The organism is Gilliamella sp. B3783 (assembly GCF_026536125.1).
GTDB lineage: Bacteria > Pseudomonadota > Gammaproteobacteria > Enterobacterales > Orbaceae > Gilliamella.
This window is the reverse complement of the sequence record NZ_JAFNOU010000002.1, coordinates 1-14,982: the sequence shown is the minus strand read 5'-3', so window position 1 is coordinate 14,982 and position 14,982 is coordinate 1. Positions and strand designations below refer to the sequence as shown.

At 36.1% G+C, this 14,982-nt stretch carries 9 protein-coding genes and 1 pseudogene; 4 read left to right on the top strand and 6 right to left on the bottom strand.

Annotated features, from left to right (window positions below; translation table 11 throughout):
• Positions 1 to 2: 2 nt before the first annotated feature.
• Positions 3 to 2,030, bottom strand: coding sequence for a methionine--tRNA ligase (gene metG, locus J3U59_RS02460; RefSeq protein ID WP_267333267.1), 2,028 nt, complete (start codon positions 2,028 to 2,030; stop codon positions 3 to 5).
• A gap of 257 nt (positions 2,031 to 2,287) precedes the next feature.
• On the opposite strand from metG, the gene apbC reads away from it, so the two are divergent.
• Positions 2,288 to 3,355, top strand: coding sequence for an iron-sulfur cluster carrier protein ApbC (gene apbC, locus J3U59_RS02455; protein WP_267333266.1), 1,068 nt, complete (start codon positions 2,288 to 2,290; stop codon positions 3,353 to 3,355).
• 88 nt (positions 3,356 to 3,443) lie between these two features.
• Here apbC and J3U59_RS02450 read toward each other — a convergent pair whose 3' ends face one another.
• Entirely contained in the window at positions 3,444 to 4,190 is a 747-nt protein-coding gene (locus J3U59_RS02450; protein WP_267333265.1) for an acid phosphatase, read from the bottom strand.
• 233 nt (positions 4,191 to 4,423) lie between these two features.
• The gene (locus J3U59_RS02445) at positions 4,424 to 4,777 is read right to left on the bottom strand and encodes a DMT family protein (RefSeq protein ID WP_267333264.1); all 354 of its coding nucleotides are present in this window, start codon (positions 4,775 to 4,777) and stop codon (positions 4,424 to 4,426) included.
• 264 nt (positions 4,778 to 5,041) lie between these two features.
• On the opposite strand from J3U59_RS02445, the gene tpx reads away from it, so the two are divergent.
• Together tpx and J3U59_RS02435 are read left to right on the top strand one after the other, a co-directional pair.
• Positions 5,042 to 5,557 (top strand): thiol peroxidase, encoded by a 516-nt coding sequence (gene tpx, locus J3U59_RS02440; protein ID WP_267333263.1) that lies wholly within the window; start codon positions 5,042 to 5,044, stop codon positions 5,555 to 5,557.
• A gap of 143 nt (positions 5,558 to 5,700) precedes the next feature.
• Positions 5,701 to 6,876 carry a sugar transporter gene (locus J3U59_RS02435; RefSeq protein WP_267333262.1) on the top strand — a complete coding sequence of 392 codons (1,176 nt, stop codon included), beginning with the start codon at positions 5,701 to 5,703 and terminating at the stop codon, positions 6,874 to 6,876.
• Positions 6,877 to 6,891: 15 nt separating this feature from the next.
• On the opposite strand, the gene J3U59_RS02430 is transcribed toward J3U59_RS02435, so the two are convergent.
• A complete protein-coding gene (locus J3U59_RS02430) occupies positions 6,892 to 8,817 on the bottom strand; it encodes an ABC transporter ATP-binding protein (RefSeq protein ID WP_267333261.1) in 1,926 nt (641 codons plus the stop codon).
• A 195-nt stretch (positions 8,818 to 9,012) separates the two neighbouring features.
• On the opposite strand from J3U59_RS02430, the gene J3U59_RS02425 reads away from it, so the two are divergent.
• Positions 9,013 to 11,184 (top strand): phage holin family protein, encoded by a 2,172-nt coding sequence (locus J3U59_RS02425; protein WP_267333260.1) that lies wholly within the window; start codon positions 9,013 to 9,015, stop codon positions 11,182 to 11,184.
• Positions 11,185 to 11,253: 69 nt separating this feature from the next.
• Here the strand turns inward: J3U59_RS02425 and glyA are convergent, their stop codons facing one another.
• The gene (gene glyA / locus J3U59_RS02420) at positions 11,254 to 12,510 is read right to left on the bottom strand and encodes a serine hydroxymethyltransferase (RefSeq protein WP_267333259.1); all 1,257 of its coding nucleotides are present in this window, start codon (positions 12,508 to 12,510) and stop codon (positions 11,254 to 11,256) included.
• 1,051 nt (positions 12,511 to 13,561) lie between these two features.
• Positions 13,562 to 14,982, bottom strand: a pseudogene (locus J3U59_RS02415) (hypothetical protein); the annotation flags it as partial.

The window sequence follows — 14,982 nt, the reverse complement described above, 5'->3', positions numbered from 1 at the left end:
AGTTACGAAATTCGCATACCCGGTTTTGCTCCGCTATCTGGCGATAATAAGTAAACACCTTCGCTATCGTCTTTACCACTTGCACATAGTACCATCCCTTCTGAAATACCAAAGCGCATCTTACGTGGAGCCAAGTTGGCAATCATAATGGTTAATCTACCAACTAAAACCGCTGGATCTGGATAGAACTGTTTAATGCCCGAAAATACGTTGCGAGTTTCGTCACCAATAGCAAGTGTTAACTGCAATAACTTATCAGAGCCGTCAACAACAGTTGCATTTTTAATTAAGGCAACGCGCATATCCACTTTGGCAAAATCATCAAAATTGATCGTGTCAGCAATAGGTTCGGCGACGTTTTCTTTAGCTGGTGTCGCTAATGCAGCTTGTTGTTTTGTTTCGTCAATCATAGCAGTAATTTTATACATATCGATACGGTTAAATAGGGCTTTAAATCGGTTAATAGTGTGTCCAATTAAAGGTTGATTAATCGAATCCCACGCTAATTGGCTACCTAAAAATTCTTCGGTGCGCTGTGCTAATGACGGCACGATTGGTTTTAAATAAGTCATCAAAATACGGAATAGATGAATACCCATTGAGCAAATATCTTGTAGAGTTTGCTCCTGCCCCTCTTGTTTAGCCACTACCCATGGCGCTTTTTCATCAATATAGCGATTAGCTTCATCAGCCAGTGCCATGATTTCACGTATTGCTTTCCCTGATTCACGTTGTTCAAAGTAGTCAGCAATCACGATTGATTTTTCGACAAATAACGCATAAAGCTCGGGTTCAGCAAGATTATCAGATAATTTACCGTCAAACCGTTTACTAATAAAGCCTGCCGAACGCGAGGCAATATTCACCACTTTGTTAACTAAATCACTATTTACACGTTGAACAAAATCTTCCAAATTGAGATCAATATCATCAATATGTGGTGATAATTTCGCGGCATAATAGTAACGCAAACAGTCAGGATCTAAATGTTTTAAATAGGTACTTGCTTGGATAAAGGTACCGCGTGATTTTGACATTTTAGCGCCATCGACTGTCACATAACCATGCACAAAAATATTGGAAGGTTTACGATGTTCGCTACCGTCTAACATTGCCGGCCAAAACAAGCTATGGAAGTAAACAATATCTTTACCGATAAAATGGTAAAGTTCAGTTGTTGAGTCTTTGTTCCAAAACTCATCAAAAATCGGTTTATTATGTTTATTGCAGTAATTGAGGAAAGAGCCCATATAACCGATTGGCGCATCTAACCAAACATAAAAATATTTACCTGGTGCGTCTGGAATTTCAAAGCCAAAATAAGGCGCATCACGGCTAATGTCCCATGGTTGTAATCCTGCTTCAAACCACTCCTGCATTTTATTAGCCACTTGATCTTGTAGTGTGCCTGAACGAATCCACGCTTGTAACATATCGGAAAACGCAGGCAAGTCAAAAAAGAAGTGCTCAGAATCTTTCATAATCGGCGTTGCACCAGATACCACCGATTGCGGATTGATTAAATCAATCGGATTATAGGTTGCACCACAAACTTCACAATTATCGCCATATTGGTCTGGTGATTTACAACGAGGGCAAGTCCCTTTCACAAAACGATCAGGTAAAAACATCTGTTTTTCGGGATCGAATAATTGTGAAATAACTTTAGTTTTAATATAGCCATTAGCTTTTAGCTTTTTATAAATTTGCTCTGATATTTCACGATTTTCAGGACTATGCGTTGAGTGGTAATTATCGTAACTAATATTAAAACCAGCAAAATCTCGTTGGTGCTCGATGTTAACGTCTGCAATCATTTGCTCTGGTGTCATACCTAATTGCTGAGCTTTAAGCATGATTGGCGTACCATGCGCATCGTCAGCACAAATAAAATAGATCTCATTACCACGCATACGTTGATAACGTACCCAAACATCAGCTTGAATATGCTCAAGCATATGCCCTAAGTGAATTGAACCATTTGCGTAAGGAAGCGCACAAGTCACCAATATTTTGCGTTTTGTTGTCATGTCGATTAATTACCTTTTATTACATAATGGCGGAAATAGTACATCAATCGTGGGATTATCGCTAGATTTATGCCATAATTTAATAACATTTCTCTCAAATTCAACATGAATTCAAAGTGTAATAGGCATAATTAATCATATAAAATGGCAATACTTAATTTATCGATTAGATAACTGTTTGTCATCGTACTTGAAATACTAATAATTTAAAACAATATAAGTAGAAATCTGGTACACAAAATTTAAGGTCAAAAAACATGGAAGCAAAACAGATTCTTGAAACATTTACCCATCCTACTTTACAAAAAAATTTAGTTGCACTTGGTGCGGTTAAGCGGTGTGAATATGTTGATGAGTCACTTTCAATTCATTTAACCATGCCATTTGCTTGGGGACTTGCTTTTGAAGAGTTAAAAGCTAAGTTAACGCCTGAGTTACTTAAGTTAGATAATGTTAACCATGTGAATTGGCAGCTTGACTATAACATAGCCACTTTAAAACGTGCCAATAGCCAACATGCAGTTAAAAATATTAAAAACATTATTGCTGTTAGCTCAGGAAAAGGCGGAGTTGGTAAATCGTCAACAGCAATTAATCTTGCCCTTGCGTTACAAGCACAAGGCGCTAAAGTTGGCATTTTAGATGCTGATATCTATGGTCCTTCTATTCCAACAATGTTAGGCACAGAAAAACAACAACCATTAACCCCTGATAATAAACATATGAGCCCTATTATGGCATATGGATTAGCGAGTAACTCTATTGGTTATTTAGTTGATGCTGATGGTGCTATGGTATGGCGAGGACCAATGGCAAGTAAAGCATTGCTACAAATTTTACAAGATACACTTTGGCCCGAACTCGATTATTTAGTTATCGATATGCCGCCAGGCACTGGCGATATACAATTAACTCTTGCACAAAGTATTCCTGTGACAGCCGCGGTTATTGTTACAACGCCACAAGATATTGCTTTAATTGACGCTAAAAAAGGCATTACCATGTTCAATAAAGTCAACATTCCAACGCTGGGAATTGTTGAAAATATGAGTTATCACATCTGTGAAAATTGTGGTCATCATGAAGCTATTTTTGGAGAAGGTGGCGCTAAACATTTAGCCGAGCAATATCACACTAAATTATTGGGCCAAATCCCCCTACATAAAATGTTAAGACAAGATCTCGATTCTGGCAAACCAACTGTAATTAGTCACCCTGAAAGTGACTTTACACAACTTTATTGTCAAATAGCCAGCTTAATTGCCAGTGAACTTTATTGGCAAGGTGAAACTATTTTGCCAGATATATCATTTAAAGCAGTATAAGGGTTAATTAATTGGCTTTTTATAATTAAAAGCCAATTTCATTGCGAATTATTCATCACAACTTAATAACGCTAAGTTAAATTTTAGATCAATGTTTTTTTAAATGACTAAATTCTGTTTTAGCTTTAGCTAATTGCTGATTAAATGCAGGATTAGTATGTAATTGCGCGACAACTGCTGCTGCCATCACTTTAGCGGCATCCACATCACTCTGCCAGTGATAGCCACAAATTACCCGACTTTCACCAATCTCATAACCACGTTTTAAAATTTCATTTTGACGCTCAGGATTTATCTCAGCCAACACTAGCGAAATAGCAAACCCCATTGTGGTGTGACCTGACGGATATGAACCATTAGTGGATAAAGTTTTTTCGTCTTCAGGGCGACAAGTTGGTTCATTAAAAAAAGAGAAGGGCCTGACTCGGTTATAATGGTTTTTCGCTGAACGTGTGGCGAGATCCCCCGCATCTTCTTTCATTGTGGTAATTAGTTTATAAATCTCAGGAGTTGTTGTGATTGATATTTCGTGACCAAAAGATGGCGAAAACTGCTTAGTAACATTATCTTTACTGGAATCGGCATCTAAATAGGCTTGATGACCGCGCTCAGTATTACGCATAGATTTTCCCCAATCATATTGAGCTTTATCTCTCAAAAAATCAATACTATTATAAGATGGTGGAGGCGGTAACAATAATAGACTATCAGGTGCTTGATCTTCTTTAAGATAAAAATCTTGCGGATCGGTAGTGACATCTTTAACGCCTACCGCAAAAGTATTTGCACAAAATAAACAACCAATGATAATACTTTTGACAAAAAGTTGTTTCATATACATCTCCTTACTAAACTTGGCATTACACTATCAATATAGTCTATGAAACAAATTGCCTTGTTAGTTTCTTCAAGTAATAAAAAATTTCGATAATACGTTGTTAAAACGCTATTTAATCAGATTGACCACTTCGCAGTCAGCCAATCTTAAATTGAATTATTTTAGGAATAAACAGTCGGATTTTTATTATGTGATAAGTGTCACATATTGATTCAGGTTGTGAAAGTCTATTAAGCCAAGATCTTATCTCGAAACATAAAAAATACAGCGCCAAGCAAACATAAACCGGCCCAAATATAATCCGTTTTGAATGGTTCTTTTAAAATGTAAATTGAAAATGGAATAAACACAGACAAACTAATCACTTCTTGAATAATTTTTAACTGACCCGCTGTCGCGACTTGAAAACCAATTCGATTAGCAGGGACTTGTAATAAATATTCAAATAATGCAATACCCCAACTTATAAAAACAGCAACTATCCAAGCTTGATTATGTAAAAAACGTAAATGTCCATACCAAGCAAAAGTCATAAAAATATTACTAAAAGTAAGTAAACACACAGTGATAAGAAGTTGGCTCATAATAATCAATAAAGTAGTAGAAAGGGAAATAACATTATATACCTACACCTAATAAAGCTGCAAAATGGATAAATAACCATTGCGTTTACATCGCAATGTTTTTAGCAATTTTATTAATTGGGTAAATCATCATTATTCACCTTGTCATACTATTGATGATTTTTTAATCTAGCTTTATAGTAAAGAGAGTTTTTCTATCCTCACCTTTCCATCTTATTTCTACCACTATTAAGTTAATGTGACACTAAAAATTAGGAGACAGCTATGCAAAAACGAGTTAATGAAGTCACGATGAAAGGAACGCCTGTTACTTTGCTAGGACCAAAAATAACAATTGGTGATACTGCACCAGATTTTACTGTTGAAAATAGTAAAATGGAGCCGATAAAATTATCCGATTTTAAAGGCAAGGTTAGAATAATTAATTCAGTGCCATCAATTGATACTTCTGTATGCAGTGCGCAAGTTCACCGTTTTAATGTTGAAGCTGCAAAATTAAAAGATGTCGTAATATTCTCTGTCAGTGTCGATCTGCCATTTGCATTAAATCGATACTGCGCGGCCGAAGGAATTGATGCAGTAAAAGTGACATCAGATCACAAAGATCTGGATTTTGGTTTAAAATATGGTGTTGTTATTGAAGAAAAACGATTACTTACAAGGGCTGTGTTTGTCGTTGATAAACATGATAAAATCGCTTATGTTGAATATGTTAAAGAAACGTCGGACGAACCTAATTACGATAAAGTGTTAGCCGCAGTCACAGCGTTAACAAACTAATTTTACCCATTATGAAAGCTATGTCATCTAAAGATTATAGATGGCATAGCTAAGCAAGATTTATGCTACCTATCCGTTTAATAACTAACAATATTCAGTTATAATTATTGAAAATCAATTTATCCCTTCAATAAAGTTATATCATGAATAATGCCAATAAACGGTCTCGAATTTGGTCGTCGATACTTTGTCTGGCTTTTGCTGGATTCATTTTCAACACCACTGAATTTGTGCCCGTTGGATTACTACCAAACATTGCTGAAAGTTTTTCGATGGATGTTGCTCATGCCGGGCTTTTATTAACCATTTATGCTTGGGCGGTATCGTTATTGTCTTTGCCATTGACAGTATTGACTTCAAAAATGGAAAGACGAAAATTATTAGCAGGACTTTTTTGTTTGTTTATTTGTAGTCACATTTTAGCGGGTTTTGCTTGGAATTTTTATAGTTTAATGGTGGCGAGAATTGGTATTGCTTGTGCGCATGCCGTTTTTTGGGCTATCACTACGCCATTAGCAGTTCGATTAGCGCCAAATGGCAAACGGGCACAAGCAATGAGTTTTATTGTTGTGGGCACATCAATGGCTACCGTATTAGGTATTCCAATTGGTACAATGATAGGACAACTCGTGGGATGGCGAGCAACCTTTTTATGCATCAGTATCATTGCATTTTCAATTATGGTGTTATTACTCTACTTATTGCCTCAAGTGCCGAGCTTAAATGTCATTTCACTGAAAGACATTCCAAAAGTGTTAAAACGCCCTGTTCTTTTGAATATCTATTTATTGACGGCGATAATTATCACCGGTCATTTTACTGCTTACACGTATATCACACCATTTATGATGAAAGTGGGCGGTTTTAGTCAACATGTTATTGTCATTATATTATTAGCTGTTGGATTTTCAGGCATGATAGGTAGCATACTATTTGCTCGCTATGCTGACAAATACCCTATTGCGATTCTCGTCTTACCGATGATAGGGCTAATAATTTGTTTATTGTCTTTATATGTTTGTGCTTTAAGCCTTTATACTGCCATTATGCAAAGTATGTTATGGGGGCTTTCGATAACTATTATTGGTATGGTAATGCAAAGCAAAGTGATTGACGCTGCGCCTGATGCCGCAGATATTGCCACCTCGGTCTATTCAGGTATTTACAATATCGGAATTGGTGGCGGTGCTTTTGTCGGTAGCCAAGTTTTAGTCGTACTTTCAACCCATTACATTGGCTTTATTGGTTCAATTTTTGTTGTTCTTGCATTACTTTTATTCTTCTTATTATCCAAACGAATTTGGTTATTAGCAAAATAAGCGCTAAACAAGCGCTTATTGGCTTAACGATTCAAGTTGTTCCCAGCGTGTAAATACAGTTTCTAACTCAGCTTCTTTATCGGCCAAATCTTGTAATATTTTGCTGGTAACGTCATGAGGTTGGTTAAAAAAGTCACTATGACCTATTTGTGTTTGTAAATCACTAATAGCCACCTCGAGTTGCTCAATCTTAATTGGTAATTGGGTCAATTCACGTTGCTCATTATAACTCAGTTTGACTCTCTTTTTAGTGGTTTGATCTTTATTATCAACAACTATATTAGCTTCGTTGTTAGTTGATTTACTCGACTGATTAAGGGTTATTTGTGCTTTAACGGGATTGGCTTGTTGCTGTTGTTGTAAAGCATCACTGTAACCACCTGCATAAATACCAATATGACCATGATCTTCAAAAAACCAGCATTGTGTGACAACATTATCCACAAATTGCCTATCGTGACTAACAAGTAAAACCGTTCCTTGATAATCATTAACAAGTTCTTCTAATAATTCTAACGTCTCAATATCAAGATCATTGGTTGGTTCATCAAGTACTAATAAATTACTTGGTTTTAAAAAGAGTTTTGCTAATAACAGACGATTACGCTCACCACCGGATAATGCTCTTACTGGTGTACGTGCTCGTTTGGGTGGAAATAGAAAATCCTGTAAATAACCTAAAACATGCCTTGAGCGCCCATTTACCATCACTTCTTGCTTACCTTCAGCAAGATTATCCATTACGTTTTTTTCGGGATCGAGTTCTAATCGATACTGGTCAAAGTACGCAACTTCTAACTTGGTTCCACAATGAACATGACCGGATGTTGGGACTAAATCACCTAACATTAATTTAAGTAATGTCGTTTTACCCACTCCATTAGGTCCAATTAACGCGATCTTATCACCTCTTAAGACTTGCACGGTAAAATCGTTGATTAATTGTTTATTTTCAATTTGATAACTGACATTATCAAGTTCAAAAACAATTTTACCTGATCTTAATGCTTCTTCGATTTGCATCTTAGCACTGCCCATCACTTGACGGCGCTCCCGATGCTCTTGCCGCATTGCTTTTAAGGCGCGTACTCTACCTTCGTTACGTGTGCGACGTGCTTTAATGCCTTGACGAATCCAAACCTCTTCTTGAGCTAATTTTTTATCAAATTCGGCATTTTGTAGTTCTTCAACGCGTAATGCTTCTTCTTTGCCAATTAAATAACTATCATAATCACAACCCCATGATGCAACCTTACCGCGATCCAAATCAATAATACGCGTCGCCATTTGTCGAATAAAAGATCGGTCATGAGAAATAAAAACAATACTGCCATTAAAACTTTTTAAAAACTCTTCTAACCATTTAATCGTTTCAATATCCAAATGATTGGTAGGCTCATCAAGTAATAAAACCGTTGGTTGACAAACTAACGCTTTGGCTAAAGCGGCTTTACGTAACCATCCGCCCGACAATGATGACAATAATGCATCACCATCTAAAGAAAGTGATGAAATCACATTACGAATACGATTATCAAGTTGCCAACCATTTTGATGATCAAGTTGCTCTTGAATTTTTGCCAACTTAGTTAAATTACTTTCTGTTGGATTTTGCTCAATTTGATGAGATAAATCATAATAATCTCGTAATAATTGCGCCTGATCTTTTAATCCTTCTGCCACAAAATCAAATACATTACCTTGAATATCTCGAGGAGGATCTTGTTGAAGGCGTGAAACAATAACATTATTTTCATAAATAATTTGCCCTTCATCTAAAGGCACTTCTTTATTAAGGACTTTAAGTAACGTCGATTTACCTGCTCCATTACGTCCAACAAGACAAACTCGTTCATTTACTTCAATCGACAGATCAATATGATCAAGCAGGGGCGCATCACTAAATGAAAGATAAGCATTTGTAAGGTTAATTAATGACATATTTTTGGTTTTATTTGGATATTAAATAATAAAGCGTTATTCTATCATAAAGTTGTAATAGGCAACTAAATTCAATTTTCAAAGTTGTAGTTAAAGGCTTCACTATGGTGAGCATTCAATGCTCTTCTTTTAAAAAATAAATACTGCGATATTTTTACTATTTATCACTATCAATGATATTTCATTATGGAGGTTATGATGAGCCATATGTGGACATTTCAACGTGTGGGTGGATTAGATCAAGTCGTTTTTAAAAGTGCTGACGATATTATTGATTTACCACAATTAGATCCCAAATTATGGGTGGCATTAAGTTGCCCTACAACAGGGTTAGATTTTGACGAAAGAACGCTTGCTTTATTAGATGATGATAAAGATGGGCGGATTCGTATTCCTGACATTCTAAATGCAATTAATTGGATAAAAGACAAACTAGTATCTTTTGATAATATTTTAACAAGCCGCCCAACCTTACCTTTATCAGAGATCAACACATCGACCGAACAAGGTAAAAAATTATTAATAACCGCTCGTAGTATCTTAGCCAATCTAGGCAAAAATCAAGCAGAGTCTTTGACTCAAGATGATGTACAACAATCGTTTAAAATAAATGCAAGTAAACTCTATAATGGCGATTTAATTTTTCCTGCATCGGCTCAATTACCAACTCAAATGCAATCTTTTATTGAATTTGCCATTAAAACTGTTGGTGCAGAAAAAGATATGAGTGGGCAAGATGGTATAACGCTCGACATCGCTAAGGCTTTTGCAAGCAATATCAAGATATGGCAACAATGGCAAACAGATATTAGTAATACCCAAACACCTTTTGGTGCAAATAGTGCAGAAATATGGAAATTAATCCAATTACTTAAACCTAAAATTGATGATTATTTTTTACGTGTTGAACTGGCGCAATATGCGCCCCAAGCACAATCATCACTCAATGTTGATGAGAAGTATATTGTGCCAAATCAAAATGGACTGTTATCAAATGAAGCACTCGCTCAATTACCTCTATCTAAAATTGATAACAGCCTTACGCTTGACTTAGTCAATGGTCTTAATCCGCTTTGGAAAGATAAAATTAGCCGATTTAAAACATTAGTTGCAACTTCATTGACTAATCCAAATCAACTCAGTCAATCAGAGTGGAAAGCGATACAACATAGTTTAGAAGGTTACGCTACATTGATTAATTCTAAACCGGAAATGGTGAAATTAAATGTCACAACCAACCCAACGGAAAGTATAGAGGATATACCAAATCAACTTTTCAATGGTACGACGATAGATGATTTATTGCTTGAATTTGAAAAAATGATTGAACAAGACAGTAAAACACCAATTTCAGCATCAGATGTATTAGTGTTAGAAAAACTGGTGCTTTTTCAAAAACACCTTTATCGTTTATTAGTTAACTTTGCTTCATTTGCTGATTTCTTTTCACTTGAAAAAAGAGCCGCATTTCAATTAGGAAAACTTTATATTGACGGTCGTTGTGCCACATTGTGTGTTGCAGTAGAAAATATAGCTAAACACTCAACGATGGCCAATTACTCCGAGTTATGTCTACTTTATTGTGAATGTACCAGACTAGGCGAAAAACAGACTATTGCAGCAGCAATCACAGCGGGCCAAGGTGATCTATTAATAGAGGGGCGTAATGGTGTATTTATCGACAACGATGGCAATGACTGGGATGCCAATGTAGTTAAAATGATTACTAAACCGATTAGTATTCAACAAGCAATATGGGCACCTTATCAACGTATAGGGCGTTTAATTACGGAACAAATTAACAAATGGGCAACAAGCAAAGATGCTGATATCGAAAAATCCAGTGAAAAAGTCATCCAACAGCCAGAAACAAAATTTGATATTGGTAAAAGTGTCGGAATTTTTGCTGCGATAGGCTTAGCTGTTGGTGCCATAGGTACTGCACTAGCCACACTATTTCAAGCTATTTTTTCACTTACTTGGTGGCAATTTCCACTGGTTTTTATCGGTCTGTTTTTAATTATTTCAGGTCCTTCTGTTGTTTTAGCTTGGTTAAAATTAAGGCGTAGAACACTTGGTCCTTTACTTGAAGCTTCCGGCTGGGCAATTAACGGGCAAGTAAAAATCAATCTATTATTAGGAAGATTACTTACCAGCAAAGCAGAACTACCGGAAAACGCTAAACGAAATTTACGCGATCCATTAAAAAGAAGAAATAAAAAATTAACTATAGCGTTTTGGTTAGCCATTGTAATTGGCATAGCTATAAGTGGAGGATGGCTTTGGTATAAAGGGTATTTCAATCAATATTTAGAACCGGAAAAGTCTTCAGTTCAAAAAAATACCACAACAACTTCAGAAAAATAAAAACATGAATAAAATATATTTATGATGATTAATTTCGCCGACTTAGCGGCCGGCGAATATCATTCAAAATTAATGTTGATAAACCGGTAGTCGCTTACAAATAGTTAACACTTTTTCTTTTACTGCTTGAATTGTTTGCTCATCATCAATATTATCGAGCACATCACACATCCAATTCGCGAGTTCTCGTGATTCGGCTTCTTTAAAACCACGTCGGGTAATTGCCGGCGTACCAATACGCACACCAGAGGTAACAAATGGGCTTTGTGGATCTTTAGGAACACTATTTTTATTCACTGTAATATTTGCACTACCTAAAGCAGCATCCGCTTCTTTACCTGTGATATTTTTATCAACCAAATCAATTAAAAATAGGTGGTTTTTAGTTTCGCCAGAAACTACTTTATAACCACGTTTTAAAATAACTTCAACCATAGCCTGTGCATTTTTTACGACTTGTTGTTGGTAAATTTTATATTCTGGCTCCATCGCTTCTTTCAGTGCAACTGCTTTTGCTGCAATAACATGCATTAAAGGGCCACCTTGCGCGCCAGGAAAGACCGATGAGTTTAATTTTTTATAAAGATCTTCACTACCATTTTTAGCTAAAATTAATCCACCACGTGGACCGCCAAGCGTTTTGTGTGTCGTTGTTGTTACAACGTGCGCATAAGGCACTGGATTTGGGTAAACACCTGCGGCAACTAAACCTGCAACATGGGCCATATCAACAAAAAAGTATGCCCCTACGCTATCAGCTATTTCACGCATACGTTTCCAATCAACAATACCTGAATAAGCTGAAAAACCACCAATAATCATTTTAGGTTGCGACTCTTTAGCGATTTTAGCTAATTGCTCATAATCGATATGACCGGTAGCATCAACACCGTAGGCAACAATATTATAAAGTTTACCTGAAAAACTAACAGGTGCGCCGTGCGTCAAGTGACCGCCTTCAGATAAATTCATGCCTAAAACAGTATCGCCGGGCTGTAAAAGTGCGGTATAAACAGCAAAGTTAGCTTGTGACCCAGAATGGGGCTGTACATTGGCATAATCGGCACCAAATAATGCTTTAGCACGATCTATGGCTAATTGCTCAACAATATCAACATATTCACAACCGCCATAATATCGTTTACCGGGATAACCTTCCGCATATTTATTGGTCAGTTGAGAGCCTTGAGCCTGCATCACACGTGGGCTGGTGTAATTTTCTGATGCGATAAGTTCGAGATGATCTTCTTGTCGTTGTTCTTCACCTTTAATCGCATCCCACAAATCCTTATCATAATCGGCAATTGTCATTTCTTTACTAAACATGTTGGCTCCTTGTTGTCAATCACATTGACCTTGCGGCTAATTGTTGTATTAATATGTTCAAAAAAAATCGTGTTCGATTATCGTTACTTAATTAACCAGCAATTTCAATCTTTTTTTAATCATTATAAGTAATATTTATATGAAAAATGCTGAAAAAGAGATTTGCTATTTTGGTCTACAGTTTTAATTAATCACTTACTAAAGGAATTGATAGGTCAGTTTCGCTTAGGTATTAACTCGTTGATAAAATAATAAGTAAAAATGTGAATAAATAGTGATTGGTTGAGTGAAATCGTTAATTAACTAGCGGATTGTTTTCATGCTTAGCCGATTTGATATCGGCTATTTCATTATTGTGTGAATAACTTTCTCTCAAAAAAAGTGTGTTGAGATTTTACATTATTTTAAAAAATAAAAATGCATGTTTTTTATACTAAAAATTTTATCTCAGACGGCTTCGCCCCTGTGATAAAATTTTTTCCTTCAAACCTCAGATAAAACCCGATTCTATTGATGATGGATATTTATCCTGTCGCCAATTCATTAAAAAATAATACTCTTGCTCGCTGAGTGTTAGCTGCCTGCTGGCTGCTAACTCTCTGCTCAAAGCCGATACTTCTAGGTTTTTTTCAGCCTCTACTAGCTCTGTTTCATTTTTTTGCTTGAGATACCAACTGTTATAATCTGCTAAATCCTCTATCTCATGTGTTAACTTTATTTCATAACCATAATTTTCTCTAATTTATCAATTATATCCATACTACATTTCACCTTTATCTAATCAATAGTGATTATGAATTTTAATCAAATCAGTAATGCTCATTTTGTATTCTGCTAGTAAAAAATTCATCCATCCATAAAGTTACTTGATATATTTATTCACTAAATAATACGCACATGTGTATGCCATAACATAAGCCTTATTTCAATGAAAACACTATTGTTCATTAAACAGACATTATAAAAAAACGGTGTTATCATCCTAAATTTTATTGCTTTTTTAAACCCAAATTTTTAAAAATCCAAAACACATGCTTGACATAAATGATTGCTAAGGAGCTACACATACTGAATAGACAAAACTACTTTTACCAAAAGGGAAGATACCTCCATCGTCGAAGTAAACACGATAATAAATATCACTTTGTCCAAGATCTCTTGTCCAGTATAGAGGTGTTTCGCTATTATTAAAATCTGCATTTGGATAATTTCCCATTTTGCCCCACTCAGCTAAAAAACTTGCCCCAATGTAACGCTGATAAAGTGAGTAATCCGATGTTGGTACAGCTGGTTGACAAGTTGGATCATCTAGAAATGGACAATTGGCGTTAGTAAGATCTTTTACTGTTGGAAGCTGATAACCTATGCTATCACACCAAGTTTCTGCGTTATCGTACCTAACTTTATTTTGTCCCCTATTAACAAACCACTGCTTTAACACAAACCCATATTTTATTACTTCTTTACCTTGATTATCTTTACCCACTAATTCAAATGTTGCAGGTAAGTTCGGTTTTGGAATAATACCAGGGGTAAGTGCTTGCTTTTGAGCCTCACTTGCAACAGGTCCAGTCAGTGTCACTCGCACACTGGTACCACTACTATTTGGAATCATTGTGGCTGTGATCCCCCCATGTGTTACTACAGGCCAATTTAATGCTCCTGTCCCGCTTATATCAAGATCAAAATATAAATTGTCAGCACCCGTAGTCGGAAAGTTAATGCCATATGACTCGGGCGTGATAGATTGAACAAGAAAACCATGGTCTGGATTCCAAATATTAGGTGGACCAGCAATCTCTCCACCTAGACCCTCATCATTGAAATGACGACCATATGCAAGGCTTGGTTTAACATAACATACTTTAGGCGTACTTGGGTAAAGATAATAACTATGGCTGCCCCCCGTAAAGCTTCCTATTGAAGGGATCCCATAATTTGTTGCTAACGAACCTGCATCTGCACTGAGTGTCAATTTATAAGGCGATTTACAGGTGTCTAACTCGCTATTTGGATTTGACTTGACATAATTGGTGACATCTTCTCCTGCCGCATTTTCCCACTTTATTTGCATATTACCTGTTATCGTAAATAATTTATCACCATCCGGATCGTGCCAATAATTATTTGTCACGACCACATTGGCTAAGGTCGTTGATGGATAATTTGCAAACGGCATATTTGTCACAATATCACTAAATGTCGATGACACCTTATCTATCATAATAGGATCTGTCGCACTTGAATTGTCTTCCAATGCCGAAATCACCTTATTTTTTGGTAAGGTGATTGATAACAACGGTAGTATTGTCGATGAAGCACTCTTACCATTGTCAAAACTTAAATACGGACTACTACCATTAATCGACTTTGCTGTTTGTGAACTCAATCCATAAACGGGCATACTAAACAGCACCGGACATAACAAAAACACTAACAATAAACGTCGTTTTATAAATAATTTTAATAAGT

Bases quoted from the DNA above. Each gene is read 5' to 3' on its own strand.
- tpx (WP_267333263.1), top strand. From the start codon at position 5,042: ATGCAAAAACGAGTTAATGAAGTCACGATGAAAGGAACGCCTGTTACT.
- J3U59_RS02445 (WP_267333264.1), bottom strand. From the start codon at position 4,777: ATGAGCCAACTTCTTATCACTGTGTGTTTACTTACTTTTAGTAATATT.
- J3U59_RS02450 (WP_267333265.1), bottom strand. From the start codon at position 4,190: ATGAAACAACTTTTTGTCAAAAGTATTATCATTGGTTGTTTATTTTGT.
- J3U59_RS02435 (WP_267333262.1), top strand. From the start codon at position 5,701: ATGAATAATGCCAATAAACGGTCTCGAATTTGGTCGTCGATACTTTGT.
- apbC (WP_267333266.1), top strand. From the start codon at position 2,288: ATGGAAGCAAAACAGATTCTTGAAACATTTACCCATCCTACTTTACAA.
- J3U59_RS02425 (WP_267333260.1), top strand. From the start codon at position 9,013: ATGATGAGCCATATGTGGACATTTCAACGTGTGGGTGGATTAGATCAA.
- glyA (WP_267333259.1), bottom strand. From the start codon at position 12,510: ATGTTTAGTAAAGAAATGACAATTGCCGATTATGATAAGGATTTGTGG.
- J3U59_RS02430 (WP_267333261.1), bottom strand. From the start codon at position 8,817: ATGTCATTAATTAACCTTACAAATGCTTATCTTTCATTTAGTGATGCG.
- metG (WP_267333267.1), bottom strand. From the start codon at position 2,030: ATGACAACAAAACGCAAAATATTGGTGACTTGTGCGCTTCCTTACGCA.